This window comes from Pseudomonas sp. 11/12A (genome assembly GCF_000800055.1).
Taxonomy (GTDB): domain Bacteria; phylum Pseudomonadota; class Gammaproteobacteria; order Pseudomonadales; family Pseudomonadaceae; genus Aquipseudomonas; species Aquipseudomonas mohnii.
Window position 1 is genome coordinate 4,533,737 of record NZ_JUGV01000001.1, and the last position, 20,874, is coordinate 4,554,610.

The 20,874-nt window shown below is 60.0% G+C and carries 23 protein-coding genes; 6 read left to right on the forward strand and 17 right to left on the reverse strand.

Annotation, left to right across the window (positions count from 1 at the left end):
* Positions 1-65: 65 nt before the first annotated feature.
* Entirely contained in the window at positions 66-785 is a 720-nt protein-coding gene (pgeF, locus tag GQ39_RS20850) for a peptidoglycan editing factor PgeF (RefSeq protein WP_047533392.1), read from the reverse strand.
* A complete protein-coding gene (gene rluD / locus GQ39_RS20855; RefSeq protein WP_047533394.1) occupies positions 782-1,744 on the reverse strand; it encodes a 23S rRNA pseudouridine(1911/1915/1917) synthase RluD in 963 nt (320 codons plus the stop codon). The genes pgeF and rluD overlap by 4 nt, the downstream gene beginning before the upstream one ends.
* A 151-nt stretch (positions 1,745-1,895) precedes the next feature.
* Here rluD and GQ39_RS20860 point away from each other — a divergent pair, with 151 nt between their 5' ends.
* From GQ39_RS20860 to GQ39_RS20875, 4 genes are all read left to right on the forward strand, one after another.
* On the forward strand, positions 1,896-2,918 hold the full coding sequence (locus tag GQ39_RS20860) for an outer membrane protein assembly factor BamD (RefSeq protein WP_047533396.1): 1,023 nt from the start codon (positions 1,896-1,898) through the stop codon (positions 2,916-2,918).
* A gap of 136 nt (positions 2,919-3,054) precedes the next feature.
* Entirely contained in the window at positions 3,055-3,288 is a 234-nt protein-coding gene (locus tag GQ39_RS20865) for a PP0621 family protein (RefSeq protein WP_047533398.1), read from the forward strand.
* Positions 3,278-4,867, forward strand: a complete 1,590-nt coding sequence (locus tag GQ39_RS20870; protein WP_047533400.1) for an ATP-binding protein — start codon at positions 3,278-3,280, stop codon at positions 4,865-4,867. Before GQ39_RS20865 ends, GQ39_RS20870 begins: the two co-directional genes overlap by 11 nt.
* Positions 4,864-6,201, forward strand: coding sequence for a sigma-54-dependent transcriptional regulator (locus GQ39_RS20875; RefSeq protein ID WP_047533401.1), 1,338 nt, complete (start codon positions 4,864-4,866; stop codon positions 6,199-6,201). Before GQ39_RS20870 ends, GQ39_RS20875 begins: the two co-directional genes overlap by 4 nt.
* A gap of 18 nt (positions 6,202-6,219) precedes the next feature.
* On the opposite strand, the gene thiO is transcribed toward GQ39_RS20875, so the two are convergent.
* Genes thiO through GQ39_RS20910 form a run of 7 tightly spaced genes read right to left on the reverse strand, consistent with a single transcriptional unit; the run spans position 6,220 to position 10,314 of the window.
* Complete coding sequence (gene thiO, locus GQ39_RS20880; RefSeq protein WP_047533402.1) at positions 6,220-7,320, reverse strand: glycine oxidase ThiO; 1,101 nt, start codon at positions 7,318-7,320, stop codon at positions 6,220-6,222.
* 57 nt (positions 7,321-7,377) lie between these two features.
* On the reverse strand, positions 7,378-7,779 hold the full coding sequence (locus GQ39_RS20885) for a type IV pilin protein (RefSeq protein WP_047533404.1): 402 nt from the start codon (positions 7,777-7,779) through the stop codon (positions 7,378-7,380).
* A gap of 14 nt (positions 7,780-7,793) precedes the next feature.
* The gene (locus tag GQ39_RS20890; RefSeq protein ID WP_047533406.1) at positions 7,794-8,207 is read right to left on the reverse strand and encodes a hypothetical protein; all 414 of its coding nucleotides are present in this window, start codon (positions 8,205-8,207) and stop codon (positions 7,794-7,796) included.
* Positions 8,194-8,673 carry a pilus assembly PilX family protein gene (locus GQ39_RS20895; protein WP_047533407.1) on the reverse strand — a complete coding sequence of 160 codons (480 nt, stop codon included), beginning with the start codon at positions 8,671-8,673 and terminating at the stop codon, positions 8,194-8,196. The genes GQ39_RS20890 and GQ39_RS20895 overlap by 14 nt, the downstream gene beginning before the upstream one ends.
* 11 nt (positions 8,674-8,684) lie before the next feature.
* A complete protein-coding gene (locus GQ39_RS20900) occupies positions 8,685-9,398 on the reverse strand; it encodes a prepilin-type N-terminal cleavage/methylation domain-containing protein (RefSeq protein WP_047533410.1) in 714 nt (237 codons plus the stop codon).
* The gene (gene pilV / locus GQ39_RS20905) at positions 9,395-9,844 is read right to left on the reverse strand and encodes a type IV pilus modification protein PilV (RefSeq protein WP_047533413.1); all 450 of its coding nucleotides are present in this window, start codon (positions 9,842-9,844) and stop codon (positions 9,395-9,397) included. The genes GQ39_RS20900 and pilV overlap by 4 nt, the downstream gene beginning before the upstream one ends.
* Positions 9,841-10,314: a GspH/FimT family pseudopilin gene (locus GQ39_RS20910; RefSeq protein ID WP_047533416.1), complete on the reverse strand. Its 474-nt coding sequence runs from the start codon at positions 10,312-10,314 to the stop codon at positions 9,841-9,843. Before GQ39_RS20910 ends, pilV begins: the two co-directional genes overlap by 4 nt.
* Before the next feature lie 130 nt (positions 10,315-10,444).
* Between GQ39_RS20910 and GQ39_RS20915 the strand changes: the two genes are divergently transcribed.
* Entirely contained in the window at positions 10,445-10,996 is a 552-nt protein-coding gene (locus GQ39_RS20915) for a GspH/FimT family pseudopilin (RefSeq protein ID WP_047533419.1), read from the forward strand.
* Here the strand turns inward: GQ39_RS20915 and ispH are convergent.
* The 6 genes from ispH to murJ all read right to left on the reverse strand — a co-directional run bounded on the left by ispH (position 10,965) and on the right by murJ (position 18,452).
* Positions 10,965-11,912 carry a 4-hydroxy-3-methylbut-2-enyl diphosphate reductase gene (gene ispH, locus GQ39_RS20920; protein WP_047533422.1) on the reverse strand — a complete coding sequence of 316 codons (948 nt, stop codon included), beginning with the start codon at positions 11,910-11,912 and terminating at the stop codon, positions 10,965-10,967. The genes GQ39_RS20915 and ispH overlap by 32 nt on opposite strands.
* A 139-nt stretch (positions 11,913-12,051) precedes the next feature.
* Positions 12,052-12,504, reverse strand: coding sequence for an FKBP-type peptidyl-prolyl cis-trans isomerase (fkpB, locus tag GQ39_RS20925; protein ID WP_047533425.1), 453 nt, complete (start codon positions 12,502-12,504; stop codon positions 12,052-12,054).
* Entirely contained in the window at positions 12,497-13,009 is a 513-nt protein-coding gene (gene lspA, locus GQ39_RS20930) for a signal peptidase II (protein ID WP_047533428.1), read from the reverse strand. The genes fkpB and lspA overlap by 8 nt, the downstream gene beginning before the upstream one ends.
* The gene (gene ileS / locus GQ39_RS20935; RefSeq protein WP_047533431.1) at positions 13,002-15,833 is read right to left on the reverse strand and encodes an isoleucine--tRNA ligase; all 2,832 of its coding nucleotides are present in this window, start codon (positions 15,831-15,833) and stop codon (positions 13,002-13,004) included. Before ileS ends, lspA begins: the two co-directional genes overlap by 8 nt.
* Positions 15,834-16,784, reverse strand: coding sequence for a bifunctional riboflavin kinase/FAD synthetase (gene ribF, locus GQ39_RS20940; protein WP_047533434.1), 951 nt, complete (start codon positions 16,782-16,784; stop codon positions 15,834-15,836).
* A 129-nt stretch (positions 16,785-16,913) separates the two neighbouring features.
* Complete coding sequence (murJ, locus tag GQ39_RS20945) at positions 16,914-18,452, reverse strand: murein biosynthesis integral membrane protein MurJ (protein WP_047533437.1); 1,539 nt, start codon at positions 18,450-18,452, stop codon at positions 16,914-16,916.
* Between the two features lie 387 nt (positions 18,453-18,839).
* On the opposite strand from murJ, the gene rpsT reads away from it, so the two are divergent.
* Positions 18,840-19,118, forward strand: a complete 279-nt coding sequence (rpsT, locus tag GQ39_RS20950; RefSeq protein ID WP_020798646.1) for a 30S ribosomal protein S20 — start codon at positions 18,840-18,842, stop codon at positions 19,116-19,118.
* Between the two features lie 119 nt (positions 19,119-19,237).
* Here rpsT and GQ39_RS20955 read toward each other — a convergent pair whose 3' ends face one another.
* Both GQ39_RS20955 and proB read right to left on the reverse strand, forming a co-directional pair.
* Complete coding sequence (locus GQ39_RS20955; protein ID WP_047533442.1) at positions 19,238-19,702, reverse strand: CreA family protein; 465 nt, start codon at positions 19,700-19,702, stop codon at positions 19,238-19,240.
* Between the two features lie 12 nt (positions 19,703-19,714).
* Positions 19,715-20,833: a glutamate 5-kinase gene (proB, locus tag GQ39_RS20960; protein ID WP_047533447.1), complete on the reverse strand. Its 1,119-nt coding sequence runs from the start codon at positions 20,831-20,833 to the stop codon at positions 19,715-19,717.
* Positions 20,834-20,874 lie beyond the last annotated feature (41 nt).

Consider the following 20,874-nt stretch of genomic DNA (forward strand, 5'->3'; position numbering starts at 1 on the left):
GCAGATCAGACAAGTCTAGCGCTAGCGCCCTTTCTTGCGAGTAACAGTACTCGTGAGACAGGACGCTACAGCCAGATAAGGGAGGCAAACCGGCCGGTTTTCGGACTGCGGCGGTAAGAAAAGAAGCGCGGATCGGTCACGGTGCAGAAACCGCCACCATAAACGGCGGTGACACCGCGAGCCGCCAGGCGCAGACGCGCCAGCTTATAGATGTCAGCCATGAACTTGCCGGGGTTGTGGCTCGGCACAAAGGCCTCAGCCGCTTGCGGCAGTTGCTGCACGAAGGTTTCGCGTACTTCCGGGCCGACTTCAAAGGCTTGCGGGCCAATGGCCGGGCCGAGCCATACCAATGTGTCGGCAGCGGGCACATCCAGGCTGTCCAGAGTGGCTTCCAGCACGCCAGCCGCCAACCCGCGCCAACCCGCATGGGCCGCCGCGACGCGAGTGCCGGCACGGTCGCAAAACAACGCCGGCAGGCAGTCGGCGGTCATGGCCGCGCAAGCGATGCCCGGCGTCGCCGTCCAACTGGCGTCGGCAGTGACCACTCGGCCTGGGTCGGCATGGGCCACGACGATGCCGTGGACCTGCTGCAGCCAGGCCGGTTGAATGGAGAAATGATCGGTGAGGCGACGGCGATTTTCGGCGACAGCTTCAGGGCTGTCGTCGACGTGATCGCCCAGATTGAGGCTGTCGAACGGCGCCAGACTGACGCCGCCCGCACGAGTGGTCACACAGGCTTTGACCCCGGCCGGCGCGGGCCAGTCAGGAATCAGCCAGTCACTCATCCGATGAACGCCTCGCGATCTTGCTTGAGCAGGGTCAGCAACCAGACGAAATCTTCCGGCAACGGCGACTCCCAGCTCATCCGTTGACCGGTGGTCGGATGATCCAGCTCCAGGAAACGCGCGTGCAGCGCCTGGCGCGGGAAGTTTTTCAGCGATTCGACCATCGTCGGGTTCGCTGCCGGCGGAATACGGAAGCGACCGCCGTAGGCAGGATCTCCGACCAACGGGAAGTTGATGTGCGCCATATGCACGCGAATCTGGTGCGTACGACCGGTTTCGAGCTTCACCCGCACGTGCGTGTGGGAACGGAAACGCTCGAGCACGCGGTAATGGCTGACGGCTTGCTTGCCCCCCTCCATCACCGCCATGCGCTGGCGCTGCTGACCATGACGACCGATCGGCGCATTGATCTTGCCGCCAGCCGTCACCACGCCGATCACGATGCATTCGTAGATCCGGCTGACACTGCGGCTCTGCAATTGTGTCACCAACTGCGTCTGCGCCTGAATGGTCTTGGCCACCACCATCAGACCGGTGGTGTCCTTGTCCAGGCGGTGCACGATACCGGCGCGCGGCACGTTGACGATGTCAGGCACGTGGTGGAGCAAGGCGTTGAGCAAGGTGCCATCAGCGTGACCGGCAGCCGGATGCACCACCAGGCCCGCAGGCTTGTTGATCACCAGGATGTCGTCATCTTCATAGACGATGTCCAGGGCAATGTCTTGAGCGACCCATTCGCCCTGAGCTTCCTGCTCGGCAGTGAGTTCAAGAATGGCGCCACCGTGAACGATGTCTCGCGGGCGGATAACCGCCCCATCCACAGTCAGGCGGCCGTCTTTGATCCAGGCGGAAAGGCGCGAGCGCGAGTGCTCAGCGAATAATTGTGCGGCGACTTGATCGAGGCGTTGGCCGCCCAATTCGGACGGCACCTCTGCGCGAAGTTCAATTTTATCGGACATGCTCAGACTAGGCGTCGGCACAGCCTTTGGTTTCGGCTGCGCGCTTGTGGTTAAATACGGCGTCTTTTGCCCCGAGGCTATTCAACGGGGCGCTCATCATAACAGGACGGCCACGCCCAAGACAGCGGCCGTCATAGGGACGCAAGCCGCCATGCAAGTGAAACACCTGCTGCTGATCGCCATCCTCGCATTGACCGCTGCTTGCTCATCGAAGGAAGTCGTAGACGAAAACCTGAGTGAAGTCGAGTTGTACCAACAGGCTCAGACCGATCTGGACAACAACAGCTACAACAGCGCCACCGCCAAGCTGAAGGCTCTGGAATCGCGTTATCCGTTCGGTCGTTATGCCGATCAGGCCCAACTCGAGCTCATCTACGCCAACTACAAGAACGCCGAGCCCGAGGCTGCAAAAGCCGCGGCCGAGCGCTTCATTCGTCTGCATCCACAGCATCCGAACGTCGACTACGCCTACTACCTCAAGGGCCTGACGTCGTTCGACCAGGACGTCGGACTGCTGGCGCGCTTCCTGCCACTGGACATGACCAAGCGTGACCCCGGCGCCGCCCGCGACTCCTACAACGAGTTCGCCCAGCTGACCAGCCGCTTCCCGAACAGCCGTTACGCGCCGGATGCCAAGCAGCGCATGATCTACCTGCGCAACCTGCTGGCGGCGTATGAAATTCACGTTGCCGACTACTACCTGACCCGTCAGGCCTATGTGGCTGCCGCGAACCGTGGCCGTTACGTGGTGGAAAACTTCCAGGAAACCCCATCGGTCGGCGACGGCCTAGCGGTGATGACCGAAGCCTACCAGCGCCTGCACCTGGATGAGCTGGCCGCCACCAGCCTCGAAACCTTGAAGCTCAACTACCCGAACCACCCAAGCCTGGTCGACGGTCAGTTCGTACCGTCGGTGGCCGAAGCCGATAACCGTTCGTGGCTGAGCAAGGCCACCCTGGGCATGATCGAATCCCGTCCTCCGCTGCCACCGGGAGAAACCCGCGCCAACCAGGACGTGCAGAAGCAGTTCCAGGACGCCAAGGATGCGATTCCGAACGAACTCAAGCCAAAAGACACCAACGGCGATGTGATCGAAGAAGAAAATCACGAAGCGGAAGGCAACAACAGCGACCGCTCGTGGTTCAGCTACATGACGTTCGGTGTGTTCGACTGACACCCCGCACGGGCCCAAAAGGGAGACTCTCGAGTCTCCCTTTTTTATTGCGCCATTTTTTATAAGGAGCATTGCGCTGTGCGGCTGCGATGTCCCCGGCTAAACTGGCGCTTCATCAACCAAAAAGCAGCTCACCATGCTTCGTTTAATATTCTGGATCGCCGTTATTGCCGCTGCGGTGTGGTTCTGGCGTAAATACAAGGGCCAGGCTTCCGTGCCCAAGTCCACCGCCGAGCTGGAAGCGGCACCGATGGTCCGATGCGCCCATTGCGGCGTGCACCTGCCCCGCGACCGGGCGCTGAGTCTTCAACAACAGTGGTATTGCAGCCAGGCTCACCTCGAGCAAGGCCCAGGGTCCAGTGGTCGCTGAGACTCAAAGTCCCGGCGGCAAACAGGCCCAGCGACTGCTGCGCCTTTATCACCTCTACCGTTTGAGCGTCGGCATCATCCTGGTGCTTTTGATTTCCAGCGACATGGACAATCAGTTGCTGACGTCCGGCAATGACGCGTTGCTGCGTGGTGGCAGCTGGTTGTACCTGATACTGAACATTCTGCTGGTTGTGTTCTTCGAGGACACACGCCGGCCGGCGCAATTGTTCAGCCTGGCGCTGGCTGACGTGCTGCTGTTGTGCGGCCTGTTTTATGCCGCAGGTGGCGTGGCCAGCGCCGTTGGCAACCTGTTGATCGTATCGGTAGCCATCGGCAACACCTTGTTGCGAAGGCGCATCGGGCTGTTGATTGCCGCTGTCGGCGCGCTCGGCATCGTCGGCTTGAGTTTCCTGCTGAGCTTCAGCCACCCTTCCAGTCCCAACGATTACTTGCAGGCAGGAGCCCTTGGCACCCTGTGTTTTGCCGCAGCGTTATTGGTGCAAGGCCTGACCCGACGCCTGGAGGTCAGCGAAACCCTGGCCGAGCAAAAGGCCAGCGAAGTCATCGGCCTGGAAACCCTCAATGCGCTGATCCTGCAACGGATGCGCACCGGCATACTGGTGCTCGACGAGTGCAGACGAGTGCAGCTCGCCAACCACAGCGCCCTGGCCCTGCTCGATTGCGAGCATCTCGAAGGCCTCGTGATTGACGAGCACTGCCCTGCCCTGATCGAGCGCCTGGGCCTTTGGCGCAAGAATCCGACGCTGCGTCCCCACAGCTTGAAGATCACCGGCAGCGGCCTGGAACTGCGACCCAGCTTCATCGCCTTGGGCATCAGCCCGAACCACCAGACCCTGGTCTTTCTCGAGGACCTCGCCCAGATCGCGCAACAGGCGCAGCAATTGAAACTGGTGGCCCTGGGTCGCCTGACCGCCGGCATCGCCCATGAAATCCGCAATCCGCTGGGCGCCATCAGTCATGCCGCGCAGCTATTACGAGAATCGGAGGAACTGAACGGCGCGGATCGACGTCTGACGCAGATCATTCAAGACCACTCTGAGCGAATGAATCGGGTAATCGAAAACGTCCTGCAACTGTCCCGCCGCCAGCAAACCGTGCCGCAACGACTCGACTTGAAACCGTGGCTGGAACAATTCGTGGGCGAAACCCGCGAGGCGGCAACCGCACGCCAGCAGATTCACTTGCACACCACTGGTGCAGACTTCAAGACCCTGATGGATCCCGACCAATTGCGGCAGATTCTCGACAACCTGATAGGCAACGCATGGCGCCACAGTGGCTTGCGCCGCGAGCAGGCGCAGGTCTGGCTGGACCTGTTTATCGATCCAAACAGCCAGTTGCCGATCCTGGAAATAATCGACGACGGTCCCGGTGTACCCCCGGACCATCAAGCGCAACTATTCGAACCCTTCTTCACCACCAGTCAGCACGGCACTGGCCTGGGCCTCTACCTGTCCCGTGAGCTGTGCGAAAGCAATCAAGCTCGCCTGGACTTCAAGCCACGCCAGGATGGCGGCTGCTTTCGCATTACCTTTGCTCACGGACGGAAACAAGGTTGAACAAGAAATCACGGCAAAAAGTCCTGATCGTCGACGATGAACCGGACATCCGCGAACTCCTGGAAATTACCCTGGGAAGGATGAAACTCGACACCTACAGTGCCCGCGATGTGGGCGAGGCCCTGGGCCTGCTCAAGCGCGAAACGTTCGATCTGTGCCTCACCGACATGCGCCTGCCGGACGGCAACGGCCTTGAGCTGGTGCAGCACATCCAGCAACGTTACCCGCAAGTTCCGGTGGCCATGATCACCGCCTACGGCAATGTCGAAACGGCGATCAATGCACTGAAGGCCGGCGCCTTCGACTTCCTGAGCAAACCGGTGGACCTTGGCCGCCTGCGGGAACTGGTCGCCAGCGCCCTGCTGCTTGCTGTTCCCGGCAGCGCTATCGATCGTCGTCTGCTGGGTGATTCATTGCCCATGCGCAACCTGCGCAAACAGATCGACAAACTGGCGCGCAGCCAGGCACCGGTTTACATCAGCGGCGAGTCCGGCAGCGGCAAGGAACTGGTTGCGCGCCTGATCCATGAGCGAGGACCACGGGCCAATCACCCCTTCGTGCCGGTCAACTGCGGAGCGATTCCATCGGAGTTGATGGAAAGCGAGTTTTTCGGCCATCGCAAAGGCAGCTTCAGCGGTGCCATCGAAGACAAACCCGGACTGTTCCAGGCCGCGCACGGCGGCACCCTGTTCCTTGACGAAGTGGCTGATCTGCCGCTGCCGATGCAGGTCAAACTGCTACGCGCGATTCAGGAGAAAGCCGTACGCAGCGTCGGCGGGCAACAGGAAGAGGTCGTCGATGTGCGCATCCTTTGCGCCACCCACAAAGACCTCGATGCCGAAGTCGCCAGTGAACGCTTTCGCCAGGACTTGTACTACCGCTTGAATGTGATCGAGCTGCGGGTTCCGCCGCTGCGCGAGCGCCGCGACGACATAGAACCGCTGGCCAGCCACGTGCTCATGCGCCTGGCCGCCGACACCGGGCAACCGGCGGCAAAACTCCACCCGCACGCCCTCGACGCCCTGAAAAGCTACCGCTTTCCAGGCAATGTGCGGGAACTGGAGAACATGCTCGAACGGGCTCATACCCTGTGCGAAAACAAACAAATCGAGGCCAGCGACCTGCGTCTGGCCGAGGGCAACTGCGCCGCTGAAGGGGGCTTGCTCGATCTGACACAGATCGACAACCTGGAAGCGTACCTGGAAAACGTCGAGCGCCAGCTCATTCTCCAGGCCCTGGAAGAAACCCGCTGGAACCGCACGGCAGCGGCTCAGCGGTTGAATTTGTCGTTCCGGTCGATGCGCTACAGGCTGAAGAAATTCGGCCTGGATTGAACGGCTCTTGATCTTGTCTCAGATCCGACCGGTCGGCGCATAGGGTGCAGGATCAATAATAGGTTCTCGCCCCAACATCACATCAGCGAACAACTGACACGACGCCGGCGCCAGTACCAGACCGTTACGGTAGTGCCCGCAGTTGAGCCACAACCCATCAAATCCAGGCACCCGACCAATATAAGGAATGCCTTCCGGCGAACCTGGGCGCAATCCGGCCCAATGCCCCACCACTTCTGCATCCGCCAGCGCCGGAATCAACTCCACCGCCGATGCCTTGAGGCTCTCCAGGGCCGACTCGGTCGGCGTCTTGTCATAGCCTTCATGCTCCAGGGTACTGCCAATCAGAATGTGTCCGTCGCGCCGCGGAATCGCGTAACGCCCCTTGGCCAGCACCATGCTCGGCAGAAAGTCAGCGGCGCACTTGTAGAGAATCATCTGGCCTTTTACCGGCTCGACCGGCAACTCCAGCCCCAGCCCCTTGAGCAAGTCGCCGCTCCAGGCGCCCGCCGTCAGGACCACCTGATCCGCATGGACACTCCCTGTCGAGGTGTGCACACCAACGACTTTATCGCCTTCACGGAGAAATCCGCTGACTTCACACTGCTCGTGGATCGTCACGTTCGGCAGCGCCGACAACGCAGCCTTGAGCGACTTCACCAGCCGTGGATTGCGCACGTTGGCCACATCAGCCATGTAGATCGCCCGGGAAAAACCGCCGCCCAGCACCGGCACCGCATCGTGTGCCGCCGAGATATCCACAGCCCGCAATGGACGGCTCTCTCGTGCAGCCCACGCCAGCGCCTCGGCCTCGTCATCCAGATCCAGCCAGTACAGACCGGTGATGTGCACCTCGGGATCAACCCCGGTGGCCGCAAACAGGCGCTCACCCAGCTGTGGATAAAAATCCTGGGACCAATGGGCCAATGCGGTGACCGCCGGGCTGTAACGCCATGGATAAAGCGGCGAAACAATCCCGCCGCCTGCCCAGGAGGATTCCCGGCCCACATTCGAGCGATCCAGCAGCACAACGCTCTGCACCTCGGACGCGAGATTGAATGCCGTCAGCAGCCCGATTACCCCGCCGCCGACAATCACCACTTGCTGTTGCCTGGTCATGTTCTGATCCAACCGATAAATAGACAGTGGACGCAAAGGGGCGTCCGAAAAGTAAACTCAGCGACCCCAGCAATCCTTGGCGGTCAGGCCGGCCGTGGCGTTGACCATGCCACGGACACCGGTATTGGTCATAGTGAAATCTCCGCACTTGTCCGCAGCCATGCTCGTGCCCGGCTTGCGCACGGCGGTCAGCAGGAACGTCTGATCGGTCAGAGTCGGGGTAATGGTGTAGTAATCGTTGCCGGCGCTCAGACCGGTGGCATCGGTGTAGACATTTTTTTGCGAATAGAAGCGCTCAAGGATTTGCGCCTGCTCGGAAAGCAGACTGGCCACTTCGGTACGGCGGCCCTTGTTCAGGTATTCGGTGAAGCTCGGGGCAGCAATGGTCATGACAATCCCGATGATTGCAATCACGATCATGATTTCGATCAGGGTAAAACCGCGGTTGGATCTGTGCATGCCTCAACTCTCACTTACTGAATTTGTCGCCACATGATGCGACGGCTGCCGCCGGATTTTTCCAGCCCCGGGGTATCGTCGCCAATGGATTCGTGCGCCTCCGCGCCATTGTCATCGGCGTCCCGGGGCGAGTTCTCTCCGATGAAGGTCACGCCGTTCGAAAGCAAATCGTTGCCGTCGACCACGCCATCGTCGTTGCTGTCGAGCATCTTAGCGCTGATCGCTTCGGGCAGCTTGAGGCAGATGGGTATCAGCCCATGATTGTTGCGATAAAAACCGTACCAGTTGCCATTGGCCAGACAGGCTCGCCGGTCCAGCGCCGGTGAATCCGGCGGCGTGATGGCCTGGGCCGGCACCGATAGGTTCAGCGCGACGATCACACCGCACAGCAACGGCCAGAACCTGGCAGGCCGCTCAGTACTTGGCATAAATGCTCTCCACCACACTGCGAGAATGGCCCGCGATGCCTACCGCCGTTATCCGGTACAAGGTTGCCTGTGTATTGATCGGCACATTCACGGCGTCGCGGCTGACGCCGATGTTTTGCACGCCATAAAAGCCCTTGCCCGACGCCACCCACATCACTCCAGAGGTAGCGTTGAAACCCGCAGACGTAATGGTCAGCGACTCGGCCGGTGGAGCGCATTGAAGGTGCCCGCTGCAATCCGGCAGCGCAAAACCGCCCCGTTGCACCACGCTTTCGCCCACTCGCAACGCAGCCTCGGCGCCTTGAAACGACTGATTGCGCAGGCTCACGCTGCCGGCCATTTTTTCCTGCAGGGTGGCGTTCTGCATCGAAGAGATACCGATCAGCGTCAGCAACAACAGGAATACCAGACTGACCAGCAACGCCATCCCGCGCTGGTGATAAGAAATCACGGATGAATAACTCATCGCCCTTCCCTTCATGGCAGGCGATTGCGCAGAGCGGCAACCACGTTGAAGGTTTGATCGCTCACCCGATGGTGAGGATCGAAGAGCGTCAGGCTCAGCCGCACGCTGCGAATGCGTGCCGGGTCAGACGGATTGCTGCTATAGCTGGACGCGGCGATATCCGTGGCAGAGCTGGCAATGCCGAAGCTCACGTTGAAGGCTTTGACGTTATCCACCAGCGGCTGCCGGAGCGGTGCGCCATTGCCGACGGCAATCGTTAGCTGATCCTTTCTCAAGCCATAGGCTATCCGCCGGATCGGAAATGCCAGTTGGCCGGGACCAGGCGTACGCGACTCACTGTAAGCCGTCGCACTGGTCCGGCAATCGGAGATCACGGTCCATGTCGGCGTCCCACCGTTACTGCCGACATCCGCCGTCACCAGCGTCAGGCTTTGGCGGGCATTGTCCCAACTGATCGGCGTTATCCGACTGGCATTGAAATCACCCGCCGAACCCTCCGCGGTGATGGTCTCCAGACAGCCGAACATGCCGACCATACGGATTTCCTGAATCATTTTGCTCAGCACGAAACGCGCATCTTCCTGCATGGCTGCGGCGGCGCTCTGACTGACGTAAGTGTTTTTGGCGGCGATGAACACCTGCACCACGCCCAACACCACTACCAGGCTCAACGCCAGGGCGATGAGCAATTCGATCAGTCCAAACCCTCGACTGGATCGATTCATGGCGTATCCACCGGGTCGACAGTGGCCCGGCTGCTCAGGACAAAGCTGCGACGGGATTCGGCGCTGTTGGCGGCCCGCGAGTCGTCCCAGGAAATGGTGATGGTGTACACGCGCTGATTGAGGCTGATGCTGCCGGTCGCACTGGGGCCGCCAAAACCAATGATGTTACTGGTGAAATCGTAGAGATCCTGGTCCCGGGCAACGTTCGGATTGCCCGAGGCCGGTGGCGTAACGGTGTAGTCGGCGGCCGCGTTGGCGCGAATGCGGTCCATCATGTCGTAGGCGATAAAACTGGCCTGGCTGGTCATGCGCGCACTGTCCGTGTACTTGAGTGCATTCAGCTGCAATGCCGCCGCCCCCAACAGACCCACGCTCAGAATCAACAATGCAACCAGGACTTCGATCAGTGTCATGCCCTCCTGTGCACCTTTGCGCCATTGCCTCATCCGCAACTTCCACCCAATAGAATTCGTCCGTTCAAACACAGGTTCAACGTCCTGCTTTGCGCACCCAATACATAACTGATCACCACCGCCGTGGACGGTGACGACAACCCTCCCAGATTGTTGAAATCGATGGCCGACACACCCGAGGTTAGCGTCAGCGTCGCGCCACTGCTCATCGCCGGCACAACCCGCAATACATTCGCCGGCGTACTGGTTCCGTGATACACCGACAACTCCCCGGTCCATGCGCTGCCACCCGCCGTCGGGCGCACGCGGGTCGTCACTCCGCGATTGATCGCCTCCAGTCGTGCGAAGTTAAGAGCATGTTGCAGATCACCGATTTCGGTATCGGCCCTGGTGATTTGCGCCGAACGCGTAAGCGCCGGTACAGCCAGGGTGATCAGGACCAGAAAGACCGCAATCGCCACCAGCAACTCCAGCAACGTGAAACCATTTGAACGATGTTGCATCGGTGCCCTTTGCTGCCGTTGGCTATACCTGCTGTTGCTCGCCAGAACATGCGACCGCCAAATCCCGGTTGCATTGCCATCGCCCGCGCATGGATTGCTCGGCCGAGAAAACTTCAGGGAGGGAAATGTCATGCATCAGCGCGGTTTCAGCCTGATCGAACTGCTCATGGGACTGACAATTGTCGGGATTGTTCTGCACTTGGTCAGTCCGGCGTTTGCGGCACTGTCAGAATCGACCTATCGCGAGGAGACAGCGAAGTCACTTGCCAGCGGAATGCGTAGCGCAAGAGTCGCCGCGATCACACGAAACCAGTCCGTCGTCATTCATGGCATAAACGATGACTGGAGCCAGGGCTGGCGAATCGTCCTGGATGTCAGCGGCAAGGGGCATGAGGACATCAGCAATCCGCTACTGATGGAGCACCGCAGCGGAAACCGAGTGCCGGTGTTCGGCAATCAACATGTCAGGACGTCAGTACGCTTCAGTCATTTGGGCGAACCGGCGAAAAAAGGCCTTCAATCGGGGACACTACACGTTTGCGCCAGCCGCGAACCAGTGAGCCGGCACCAGGTGGTGCTGGCGTCCACCGGTCGCGTCAGCCTGCGCAGCGAAAAAGCTGAACAGGCATTATGCGCAGGAGGGGAAGGAATCAGAGCAGGGAACGAACGCGCAACTCTTTAGGCATGGAGAATGTGATGTTCTCCTCGCGGCCGGCCAGTTCATCAGCACCAGTAGCGCCCCAGGCTTGCAACTGCTGGATCACGCCACGCACCAGGACTTCCGGTGCAGAAGCGCCTGCCGTGATGCCGATGCGCTCGACGCCGTCGAACCAGCTTTTTTGCAGGTCTTCAGCACCGTCGATCAGGTAGGCCGGGGTCGCCATGCGCTCGGCGAGCTCACGCAGGCGATTGGAGTTGGAGCTGTTCGGACTGCCAACCACCAACACGACATCGCATTCGTCGGCCAGTTGCTTGACCGCATCCTGACGGTTTTGCGTGGCGTAGCAGATGTCGTCCTTGCGCGGACCACCGATGGCCGGGAAACGCGTACGCAAGGCGTCGATGACACGGCTGGTGTCGTCCATGGACAGGGTGGTCTGGGTGACGAACGCCAGTTTCTCGGGGTTGTGCACTTGCAGTTCGGCGACGTCTTTTTCGTCCTCGACCAGATAGATCGCACCACCATTGCTCGCGTCGTATTGGCCCATGGTGCCTTCGACTTCCGGGTGACCGGCGTGGCCGATGAGAATGCACTCGCGACCGTCGCGGCTGTAGCGCGCCACTTCGATGTGCACCTTGGTCACCAGTGGGCAGGTGGCGTCGAACACTTTCAGGCCCCGCCCGGCAGCTTCAGTGCGAACGGCCTGGGAAACACCGTGGGCACTGAAGATCACGATCACATCGTCCGGCACCTGATCCAGTTCCTCGACGAAAATCGCCCCGCGCGCGCGCAGGTCTTCGACGACGAATTTGTTATGGACCACTTCGTGGCGTACGTAGATCGGAGGACCGAACACTTCCAGGGCGCGGTTGACGATTTCGATCGCGCGGTCCACACCGGCGCAGAAGCCACGGGGGTTGGCGAGTTTGATTTGCATGCTGTGCCTCGTGTCTTGCCCTGTAGGAGCGAGCCCGCTCGCGATGGGCGTCAACGACAATGCGATCATTCTGAATGAAAGCGGTGTCTTTGAGTCCTTCGCGAGCGGGCTCGCGCCTACAACGGGCCGGTTTGGTCAGTTACAGCGCTGTGACGGAAATGATTTCCACGTCAAAGGTCAGCGTCTTGCCTGCCAGCGGGTGGTTGAAGTCGATGGTCACTTGAGCATCATCGAACTCTTTCACCACACCTGGCAATTCAGTATTGGCCGCATCATTGAAGATCACCAACAGACCAGGCGACAGCTCCATGTCCTGGAACTGAGAGCGCGGAATGATCTGTACATTTTGCGGGTTGGGCTGGCCGAAGGCGTTTTCCGGCTCGATGCTCAGAGTACGCTTGTCGCCAGCCTTGAAACCGAACAACGCCGCTTCGAAACCTGGCAACAGGTTGCCGTCACCGACCTTGAAGGTCGCCGGGGCTTTGTCGAAGGTGCTGTCCACCGTGTCGCCATTCTCCAGGCGCAATGCGAAATGCAAGGTGACTTCCGTGTTCTGGCCAATGCGTTGCTCAGCCAATACCTGTTCAGTCATGAACGGCTTCTCCGGTCTTTTTACTTTTGAACATATCCAGTGCCAACATCACGGCACCGACGGTAATTGCACTGTCGGCAAAGTTGAACGCCGGGAAATACCAGCGGTTCTGCCAATGCACCAGGATGAAATCGATCACATGCCCCAAGGCAATGCGGTCATACAGATTGCCCAACGCACCACCGAGCACCAACGCCAGGGCGATGGCCAGCCAGGTTTCGTTGCGCCCCAGGCGCTTGAGCCAGACCACCAGCACCGCACTGACCAGCACCGCGATCAGTGCAAACAGCCAGCGCTGCCAACCGGAACTGTCAGCCAGGAAGCTGAACGCCGCGCCAGTGTTGTAGGCCAGGGTCCAGCTGAAGTAATCGGGGATCACCACGATTTGCTGGTACATCGCAAGCTTGCCTTCGAAGTAGAACTTGCTGGCCTGGTCGATGACCAGGACCAGCAAACTCAACCAGAGCCAGCTCAGCCGTCCGAAACGGCCAACGGCATTAGGCATAGTGACGAACCTCGCCAGCGCCGCTGATGTTGTCGACGCAACGACCGCAGATTTCCGGATGCTCCGGATTCACGCCGACGTCTTCACGGCAGTGCCAGCAACGGGCGCACTTGGCGAAGGCCGACTTGACGATCTTCAACTTCAGGCCGCTGACTTCGGTGACCACGGCATCGGCCGGCGCCTGCACGAAAGGTGCGACGCTGGCGGTGGAGGTGATCAGCACGAAACGCAGTTCGTTGCTCAGTTTGGCCAGGTCGGCGCTCAGCGCGTCTTCGGCGAACAGCGTCACTTCAGCCTGCAGGTTGCCACCGACGGCTTTCGCCGCGCGCTGGATTTCCATCTCTTTGTTGACCGCAACCTTCACTTCCATGATGCGATCCCAGTAGGCGCGACCGAGTTCGAAACCTTCCGGCAATTCTGTCAGGCCTTCGTACCAGGTGTTGAGCATCACCGATTCGTTGCGCTCGCCCGGCAGGTATTGCCACAGCTCGTCGGCGGTGAACGCCAGGATCGGCGCGATCCAGCGCACCAGCGCTTCGGAGATGTGGAACAACGCGGTCTGGCACGAACGACGGGCCTTGCTGTCGGCGCCGGTGGTGTACTGGCGGTCCTTGATGATGTCCAGGTAGAAACCGCCCAACTCCTGCACGCAGAAGTTGTGGATCTTGGAGTAGACGTTCCAGAAGCGGTATTCACCGTAGTGCTCTTGCAGCTCGCGTTGCAGCAGCAAGGTGCGATCCACGGCCCAACGGTCCAGTGCCAGCATTTCTTCGGCCGGCAGCAGGTCGGTGGCCGGGTTGAAGCCGGTCAGGTTCGAGAGCAGGAAACGCGCGGTGTTACGGATACGCCGGTAGGCGTCCGCACTGCGTTGCAGGATCTGCTCGGAAACCGCCATTTCACCCGAGTAATCGGTCGACGCGACCCACAGACGCATGATGTCGGCGCCCAGGGTGTCGTTGACTTTCTGCGGTGCAATGACGTTGCCCAAGGACTTGGACATCTTGCGGCCGGACTCGTCGACGGTAAAACCGTGGGTCAGCAGTTCGCGGTACGGCGCGTGGTTGTCGATGGCGCAACCGGTCAGCAGCGACGAGTGGAACCAGCCACGGTGCTGGTCCGAGCCTTCCAGGTACAGGTCGGCGCGTGGCCCGGTTTCGTGGCCCATCGGGTGCGAACCGCGCAGGACATGCCAATGCGTGGTGCCCGAGTCGAACCAGACGTCCAGGGTGTCGCTGATCTTGTCGTACTGTGGCGCTTCATCACCGAGCAGCTCGGCGGCATCCAGCTTGAACCAGGCTTCGATGCCTTCGACTTCGACGCGCTTGGCGACTTCTTCCATCAGCTCGACGGTACGTGGGTGCAGCTCGCCGCTTTCCTTATTCAGGAAGAACGGGATCGGTACCCCCCAGTTGCGCTGACGGGAGATGCACCAGTCCGGACGGTTGGCGATCATCGAGTGCAGTCGCGCCTGGCCCCAGGCCGGCACGAACTTGGTCTCTTCGATGGCTTTGAGCGAGCGCTGGCGCAGGGTGTCCCCGGTGGTTGGCTGCTTGTCCATGCCGATGAACCACTGCGCGGTGGCACGGTAGATCAGTGGCGTCTTGTGGCGCCAGCAGTGCATGTAGCTGTGCTCGATGATGGTGGTGTGCAGCAGCGCACCCACTTCGGTCAGCTTGTCGACGATGGCCGGGTTGGCCTTCCAGATGAACTGGCCGCCGAAGAATTCCAGCGATGGCACATAAACGCCGTTGCTTTGTACCGGATTGAGGATGTCGTCGTTGACCATGCCGTATTTCTTGCAGGTCACGAAGTCGTCGACGCCGTAGGCCGGTGCAGAGTGAACCACGCCAGTACCAGCGCCCAGTTCGACGTAATCGGCCAGGTAAACCGGCGACAGACGGTCGTAGAACGGGTGACGGAAGTTGATCAGCTCCAGGTCGGAACCGGTGGCAGTGGCGATCACCGAGCCTTCCAGCGAGTAACGTGCCAGGCACGACTCGACCAGCTCTTCAGCCAGCACCAGCAATTTGTCGCCGACATCGACCAGGGCGTAGTTGAATTCCGGGTGAACGTTCAGCGCCTGGTTGGCCGGGATGGTCCACGGGGTCGTGGTCCAGATCACGATCGAAGCCGGTTTGGCCAGCGATGGCAGACCGAATGCGGCAGCCAGCTTGGCTTCATCGGCAATCGGGAAGGCCACGTCGATGGTCGAGGACTTCTTGTTCTCGTACTCGACTTCCGCTTCGGCCAGGGCCGAGCCGCAATCGAAGCACCAGTTCACAGGCTTGAGGCCCTTGAACACGAAACCGCCCTTGACGATTTCTGCCAGGGCGCGGATTTCACCGGCCTCGTTCTTGAAGTCCATGGTCTTGTAGGGGTTGGCGAAATCGCCCAACACGCCCAGACGGATGAATTCGGACTTCTGGCCTTCGATCTGCTCGGTGGCATACGCCCGGCAGAGTTCACGGGTCTTGTCCGCGCCCAGGTTCTTGCCGTGGGTCACTTCGACTTTGTGCTCGATCGGCAGACCGTGGCAGTCCCAGCCCGGAACATAAGGCGCGTCAAAGCCCGACAGGGTCTTCGAGCGGATGATCATGTCCTTGAGAATCTTGTTCAGCGCATGACCGATGTGAATCGTGCCGTTGGCGTACGGAGGACCGTCGTGCAGTACGAACTTCGGACGATCCTTGCCAATCTCGCGCAACTTTCCGTACAGGCCAATACTGTCCCAGCGCTGCAGAATCTGCGGTTCGCGCTGTGGCAGGCCGGCCTTCATTGGGAAGGCGGTGTCCGGAAGGTTTAGCGTGGCTTTATAGTCGGTCATTTAAGGCTCTTCATTAGCGATTGGCGCTAGGTGCGACAGGGCACGGGCGGCGGCGACATCCGCATTGATCGCCGTCTTAAGCGCCTCCAGAGAGGCGAAACGCTGCTCTTCACGCAGCTTTTGGTGGAAAACCACCGTCATACGCCGGTCATACAGATCGCCGGCAAAATCTAAAAGATGGACTTCGAGGTGGGCTTTGCCATCTCCCTGGACCGTAGGTCGAACGCCGATATTGGCGACGCCTGGCCAGGTCTTGCCGTCGAGGTCAACGCTGACCAGGTAAACCCCGGTAAACGGCACGCGACGGCGCTTGAGTTGAATGTTGGCCGTTGGCGTACCCAACTGACGCGCCAGTTTCTGGCCATGCAACACCCGCCCGGCAATCCGGTACGGGCGGCCAAGCAGACGTTCGGCAAGGGCAAAGTCAGCAGCCGCCAGCGCATTACGCACCTGTGTGCTGCTGACCCGGATACCGTCGAGTTCGACAGTCTGCGCCGCTTCAACGGTAAAGCCCTGCATGACGCCGGCCTGTTGCAGGAAATCGAAATCCCCTACCCGGTCACAGCCGAAACGGAAGTCGTCGCCGACTTCAAGGTGCTGCACGCCCAGGCCATCCACCAGAATGGTGTCTACAAACTCGCTGGCGCTGAGCTTGCTCAGACGCTGGTTGAAGGCGAGGCACAAGACCCGGTCAACGCCTTCGGCAGCGAGCAGCTGCAACTTGTCGCGCAGGCGCGCCAAACGGGCCGGTGCCGTGTCCGGCGCGAAAAACTCACGCGGCTGCGGCTCGAAAATCACCACGCAGCTGGGCACGCCCAATTCAAGCGCACGCTCACGCAGTCGCGCCAGGATAGCCTGGTGGCCACGGTGTACACCGTCAAAGTTGCCAATAGTGGCGACACAGCCCCGATGCTGGGGGCGCAGATTTTGGAGGCCTCGAACCAGCTGCATAACGCGCTTCTTGCTCATAAAGTGGTCGATTATAACCACACCCGGCGGCCGACGACAGGCAACACCGTATCCCAAAGTGATCGAGCCGACAAAAACGCCGGCCCACCCGTGTTTATCGAGGCCCGGGCCTTAGCCCAACGCCTTGCGATTAAAGTCGCGCAAGCGAAAACCCATCAACACTAACATCCCGAAATACGCCACCACACCGGCGACCACCAATGCCCCCAGGCGCAGGAACCGCTCAAGCATATGCCCTTGATCCCAGGCTGGCATAAAGTGCATCGCACCCAGCAACACGCCTGACATCACCGTCACCGCGATCACCAGCTTCAAGCCGAATACCCCCCAGCCCGGTTGTGGCTGGTACATCTGCTGCTTGCGCAGTTGATAGAAGAGCAACCCGGCGTTGATACAGGCACCGCCACTGATGGCGAGCGCCAAACCAGCGTGAGCCAGCGGACCGATCAGCATGAGGTTGAACAGCTGGGTGATGATCAAGGTGAAAATTGCGATCTTTACCGGCGTGCGGATGTTTTGTTGCGCATAAAAGCCCGGTGCTAGCACTTTAATCACGATGATCCCGAGCAACCCGACCGAATAGGCGATCAACGCACGCTGGGTCATGGCCGCATCAAATGCATTGAATTGACCGTACTGAAACAGCGAAACCGTCAACGGCTCGGCCAGAATCCCCAACGCCAGGGAACATGGCAACACCAGCACGAAGCACAGGCGCAGGCCCCAATCGAGGATTCGCGAATATTCATGTCGATCCTTGTTGGCGTAGGTCTTGGCCAGGGTCGGCAACAGGATCGTGCCCAATGCCACGCCCAGCACGCCGGACGGCAGCTCCATCAAACGGTCGGCGTAGTACATCCAGGACACGGAACCGGCGACCAGGAACGAAGCGAAAATAGTGTTGATGATCAGCGAGATCTGACTCACGGACACCCCGAGAATCGCCGGCAGCATCTGCTTCATGACCCGCCAGACCCCCGTATCACGCAGATTCAGGCGCGGCAGCACCAGCATGCCGATCTTTTTCAGGTGTGGCAGCTGATACAACAGCTGCGCCAGGCCGCCGGCCAGAACCGCCCAGCCAAGCGCCATCACCGGCGGGTCGAAGTACGGCGTCAGGAACACCGCAAAAATGATCATGCTGACGTTCAACAGGGTCGGCACAAAGGCTGGCACCGAAAAGCGGTTCCAGGTGTTGAGGATCGCGCCCGCCAGCGAGGACAGGGAAATCAGCAGGATGTAAGGAAAGGTCACCCGCAGCAGGCTGGAGGTCAGCTCGAATTTTTCCGGCGTATCGGTAAAGCCCGGCGCCGTCACCCAGATGACCCAGGGGGCGGCAATCATCCCCAGCGCAGTCACCACGGCCAGCACCAGCGTCAGCAGACCCGAGACGTAAGCAATAAACGTTCGCGTCGCTTCCTCGCCCTTCTGGCTTTTGTATTCGGCAAGAATCGGCACAAAAGCCTGGGAGAACGCGCCCTCCGCGAAGATACGCCGCAACAGATTGGGCAATTTGAAGGCGATGAAGAACGCGTCGGTCGCCATTCCCGCACCAAATATGCGTGCAATGAGGGTGTCACGAACGAAGCCCAGGATCCGGGAAAGCATCGTGATAGAGCTGACGGCGGCCAACGATTTGAGCAGATTCATTGAAAGAGTTTGTGCCTGTCGATAAACAGCAGGCGAACTGAGCGCCTACTTATGCGATACTCCGCGCCGCAACAGCACAGAGCCAAAGCTCGCGAGTTTACAGGTCGCACGCCGGAAAGAAATATTCTGTGCCACCGACCTCATGAAAACGTGACGAGCGAAGGCAAGACAAGGCGAAAACAGGCGAGAAAGCGGAGTTGACGAACGTCAATGAGCATTTCGAGACTGTTTTCAACGCTGTATTGCCGAGCACAGTAGTTTTCAAGGGGTCGGGACCTACCACTTAGCGGAACGTTTCCTCCGCCCTTGACAACACTGCAACTCATCGGCATGATTCGCGGCCTATTTTGATTGCTATTTCCTAAAAGTCTTTCGAGGAGCTCGACGGTGGCCAACTCACCTTCCGCCAAAAAACGTGCAAAACAGGCTGAGAAGCGTCGCAGCCACAACGCCAGCCTGCGTTCCATGGTTCGTACCTACATCAAGAATGTAGTTAAGGCAATCGACGCAAAAGACGCTGAAAAAGCTCAAGCTGCTTACGTTCTGGCCGTGCCAGTTATCGACCGTATGGCCGATAAAGGCATCATCCACAAGAACAAAGCCGCTCGCCATAAGAGCCGCCTGAATGGCCACGTCAAGGCCCTGAACGTTGCCGCTGCTGCCTAAGCGACACGCTCATTAAAAAACCGACCTCAGGGTCGGTTTTTTATTGCCTGCAATTTGATGAACACACAAAAAACTGTGGGGGCGAGCCTGCTCACCCCCACAGTTCTGATTGGGTCAGATTATTGGGTGTTCGCCCAAGGAAGAATCGGAATCGCCGTGACGGCATTCTGCGGGCTACCCTCGATCAAACGGTCGCTGTACACCAGATACACCAGCGTATTGCGCTTCTTGTCGAGGAAACGCACCACCTGCATGGTCTTGAAAACCAGCGAAGTGCGCTCCTTGAATACTTCGTCGCCATCCTTGAGCTCACCCTTGAAGCTGATCGGCCCGACCTGCCGGCAAGCGATGGACGCCTCGGCACGATCCTCGGCCAATCCAAGACCACCCTTCACACCGCCGGTCTTGGCGCGTGAGAGATAGCAGGTCACGCCATCGACCTTGGGATCATCAAAGGCCTCGACCACGATCCGGTCATTTGGCCCGACGAACTTGAACACCGTCGAGACCTGACCGATTTCTTCCGCCGAAGCCAGCAAGGGCATCGCCAACAGCAAGCCCAACAATCCTTTTGCCACGCGCATTCAGATATTCCTTCAGACCAGAATCAGGTTATCGCGGTGAACCAGCTCCGGCTCCGCCATGTAACCCAATAGACCGACAATCGCCTCGGACGACTGACCGATGATTTTTTGTGCTTCCAGCGCACTGTAGTTGGCCAGGCCACGGGCGATTTCACGACCGTCCGGCGCCACGCACACCACCATCTCACCGCGACGGAAGCTGCCCTGAACCAGCTTGACCCCGACCGGCAGCAAGCTCTTGTTACCTTGGGACAACGCCACCACCGCCCCTGCATCCAGCACCAATGTGCCGCGGGTTTGCAGATGCCCGGCCAGCCATTGTTTGCGCGCCGCCAACATGCCGCGCTCAGGCGAGAGCAAGGTGCCGATGCGCTCGCCCGCCTTCAGGCGATCCAGCACGCGCTCAAGGCGCCCACCTACGATGATCGTATGAGCACCCGAACGCGCCGCCAGACGCGCCGCGCGCAATTTGGTCTGCATGCCGCCACGCCCCAGCGCACCACCAGTGCCACCCGCTACCGCATCGAGCGCCGGATCATCGGCACGCGCTTCGTAAATCAATTTGGCATCGGGATTGTTGCGCGGGTCGGCGTCGAACATGCCATCGCGATCGGTCAGGATCACCAGCAGATCAGCCTCGACCAGGTTGGCCACCAATGCCGCCAGGGTATCGTTATCGCCGAAACGGATTTCATCGGTGACCACGGTGTCATTCTCGTTGATCACCGGAATAACCTTCAGCTCCACCAGCGCACGCAAGGTACTGCGGGCATTCAGGTAGCGCTTGCGGTCGGACAGGTCGTCGTGAGTCAGGAGAATCTGCGCCGTGTGCCGGCCGTGCTCGGCAAAGCTCGACTCCCAGGCCTGCACCAGCCCCATCTGGCCGATTGCAGCGGCGGCCTGAAGCTCGTGCATCGCACTGGGTCGCGCAGTCCAGCCCAGACGACTCATGCCGGCCGCCACCGCCCCGGAGGACACCAGCACCAGCTCGACGCCCGCCTCATGCAAAGCCACCATCTGCTCAACCCAGACACTCATTGCCGCGCGATCCAGGCCCTTGCCGTCCGCCGTCAGCAAAGCGCTGCCGATCTTCACGACCCAACGCCGCGCACCTGTCACCTTGCTCCGCATCATCTTCAACCTTAGCTTGAGGGCAACGCGACCTAGCACTG

Bases quoted from the DNA above. Each gene is read 5' to 3' on its own strand.
- GQ39_RS20885 (WP_047533404.1), bottom strand. From the start codon at position 7,779: ATGCACAGATCCAACCGCGGTTTTACCCTGATCGAAATCATGATCGTG.
- proB (WP_047533447.1), bottom strand. From the start codon at position 20,833: ATGCGGAGCAAGGTGACAGGTGCGCGGCGTTGGGTCGTGAAGATCGGC.
- GQ39_RS20910 (WP_047533416.1), bottom strand. From the start codon at position 10,314: ATGCAACATCGTTCAAATGGTTTCACGTTGCTGGAGTTGCTGGTGGCG.
- GQ39_RS20860 (WP_047533396.1), top strand. From the start codon at position 1,896: ATGCAAGTGAAACACCTGCTGCTGATCGCCATCCTCGCATTGACCGCT.
- GQ39_RS20890 (WP_047533406.1), bottom strand. From the start codon at position 8,207: ATGCCAAGTACTGAGCGGCCTGCCAGGTTCTGGCCGTTGCTGTGCGGT.
- GQ39_RS20865 (WP_047533398.1), top strand. From the start codon at position 3,055: ATGCTTCGTTTAATATTCTGGATCGCCGTTATTGCCGCTGCGGTGTGG.
- pgeF (WP_047533392.1), bottom strand. From the start codon at position 785: ATGAGTGACTGGCTGATTCCTGACTGGCCCGCGCCGGCCGGGGTCAAA.
- GQ39_RS20900 (WP_047533410.1), bottom strand. From the start codon at position 9,398: ATGAATCGATCCAGTCGAGGGTTTGGACTGATCGAATTGCTCATCGCC.
- murJ (WP_047533437.1), bottom strand. From the start codon at position 18,452: ATGAATCTGCTCAAATCGTTGGCCGCCGTCAGCTCTATCACGATGCTT.
- rluD (WP_047533394.1), bottom strand. From the start codon at position 1,744: ATGTCCGATAAAATTGAACTTCGCGCAGAGGTGCCGTCCGAATTGGGC.
- GQ39_RS20955 (WP_047533442.1), bottom strand. From the start codon at position 19,702: ATGCGCGTGGCAAAAGGATTGTTGGGCTTGCTGTTGGCGATGCCCTTG.
- ileS (WP_047533431.1), bottom strand. From the start codon at position 15,833: ATGACCGACTATAAAGCCACGCTAAACCTTCCGGACACCGCCTTCCCA.
- ispH (WP_047533422.1), bottom strand. From the start codon at position 11,912: ATGCAAATCAAACTCGCCAACCCCCGTGGCTTCTGCGCCGGTGTGGAC.
- thiO (WP_047533402.1), bottom strand. From the start codon at position 7,320: ATGACCAGGCAACAGCAAGTGGTGATTGTCGGCGGCGGGGTAATCGGG.
- lspA (WP_047533428.1), bottom strand. From the start codon at position 13,009: ATGCCTAATGCCGTTGGCCGTTTCGGACGGCTGAGCTGGCTCTGGTTG.
- GQ39_RS20895 (WP_047533407.1), bottom strand. From the start codon at position 8,673: ATGAGTTATTCATCCGTGATTTCTTATCACCAGCGCGGGATGGCGTTG.
- fkpB (WP_047533425.1), bottom strand. From the start codon at position 12,504: ATGACTGAACAGGTATTGGCTGAGCAACGCATTGGCCAGAACACGGAA.
- GQ39_RS20915 (WP_047533419.1), top strand. From the start codon at position 10,445: ATGCATCAGCGCGGTTTCAGCCTGATCGAACTGCTCATGGGACTGACA.
- ribF (WP_047533434.1), bottom strand. From the start codon at position 16,784: ATGCAGCTGGTTCGAGGCCTCCAAAATCTGCGCCCCCAGCATCGGGGC.
- pilV (WP_047533413.1), bottom strand. From the start codon at position 9,844: ATGAGGCAATGGCGCAAAGGTGCACAGGAGGGCATGACACTGATCGAA.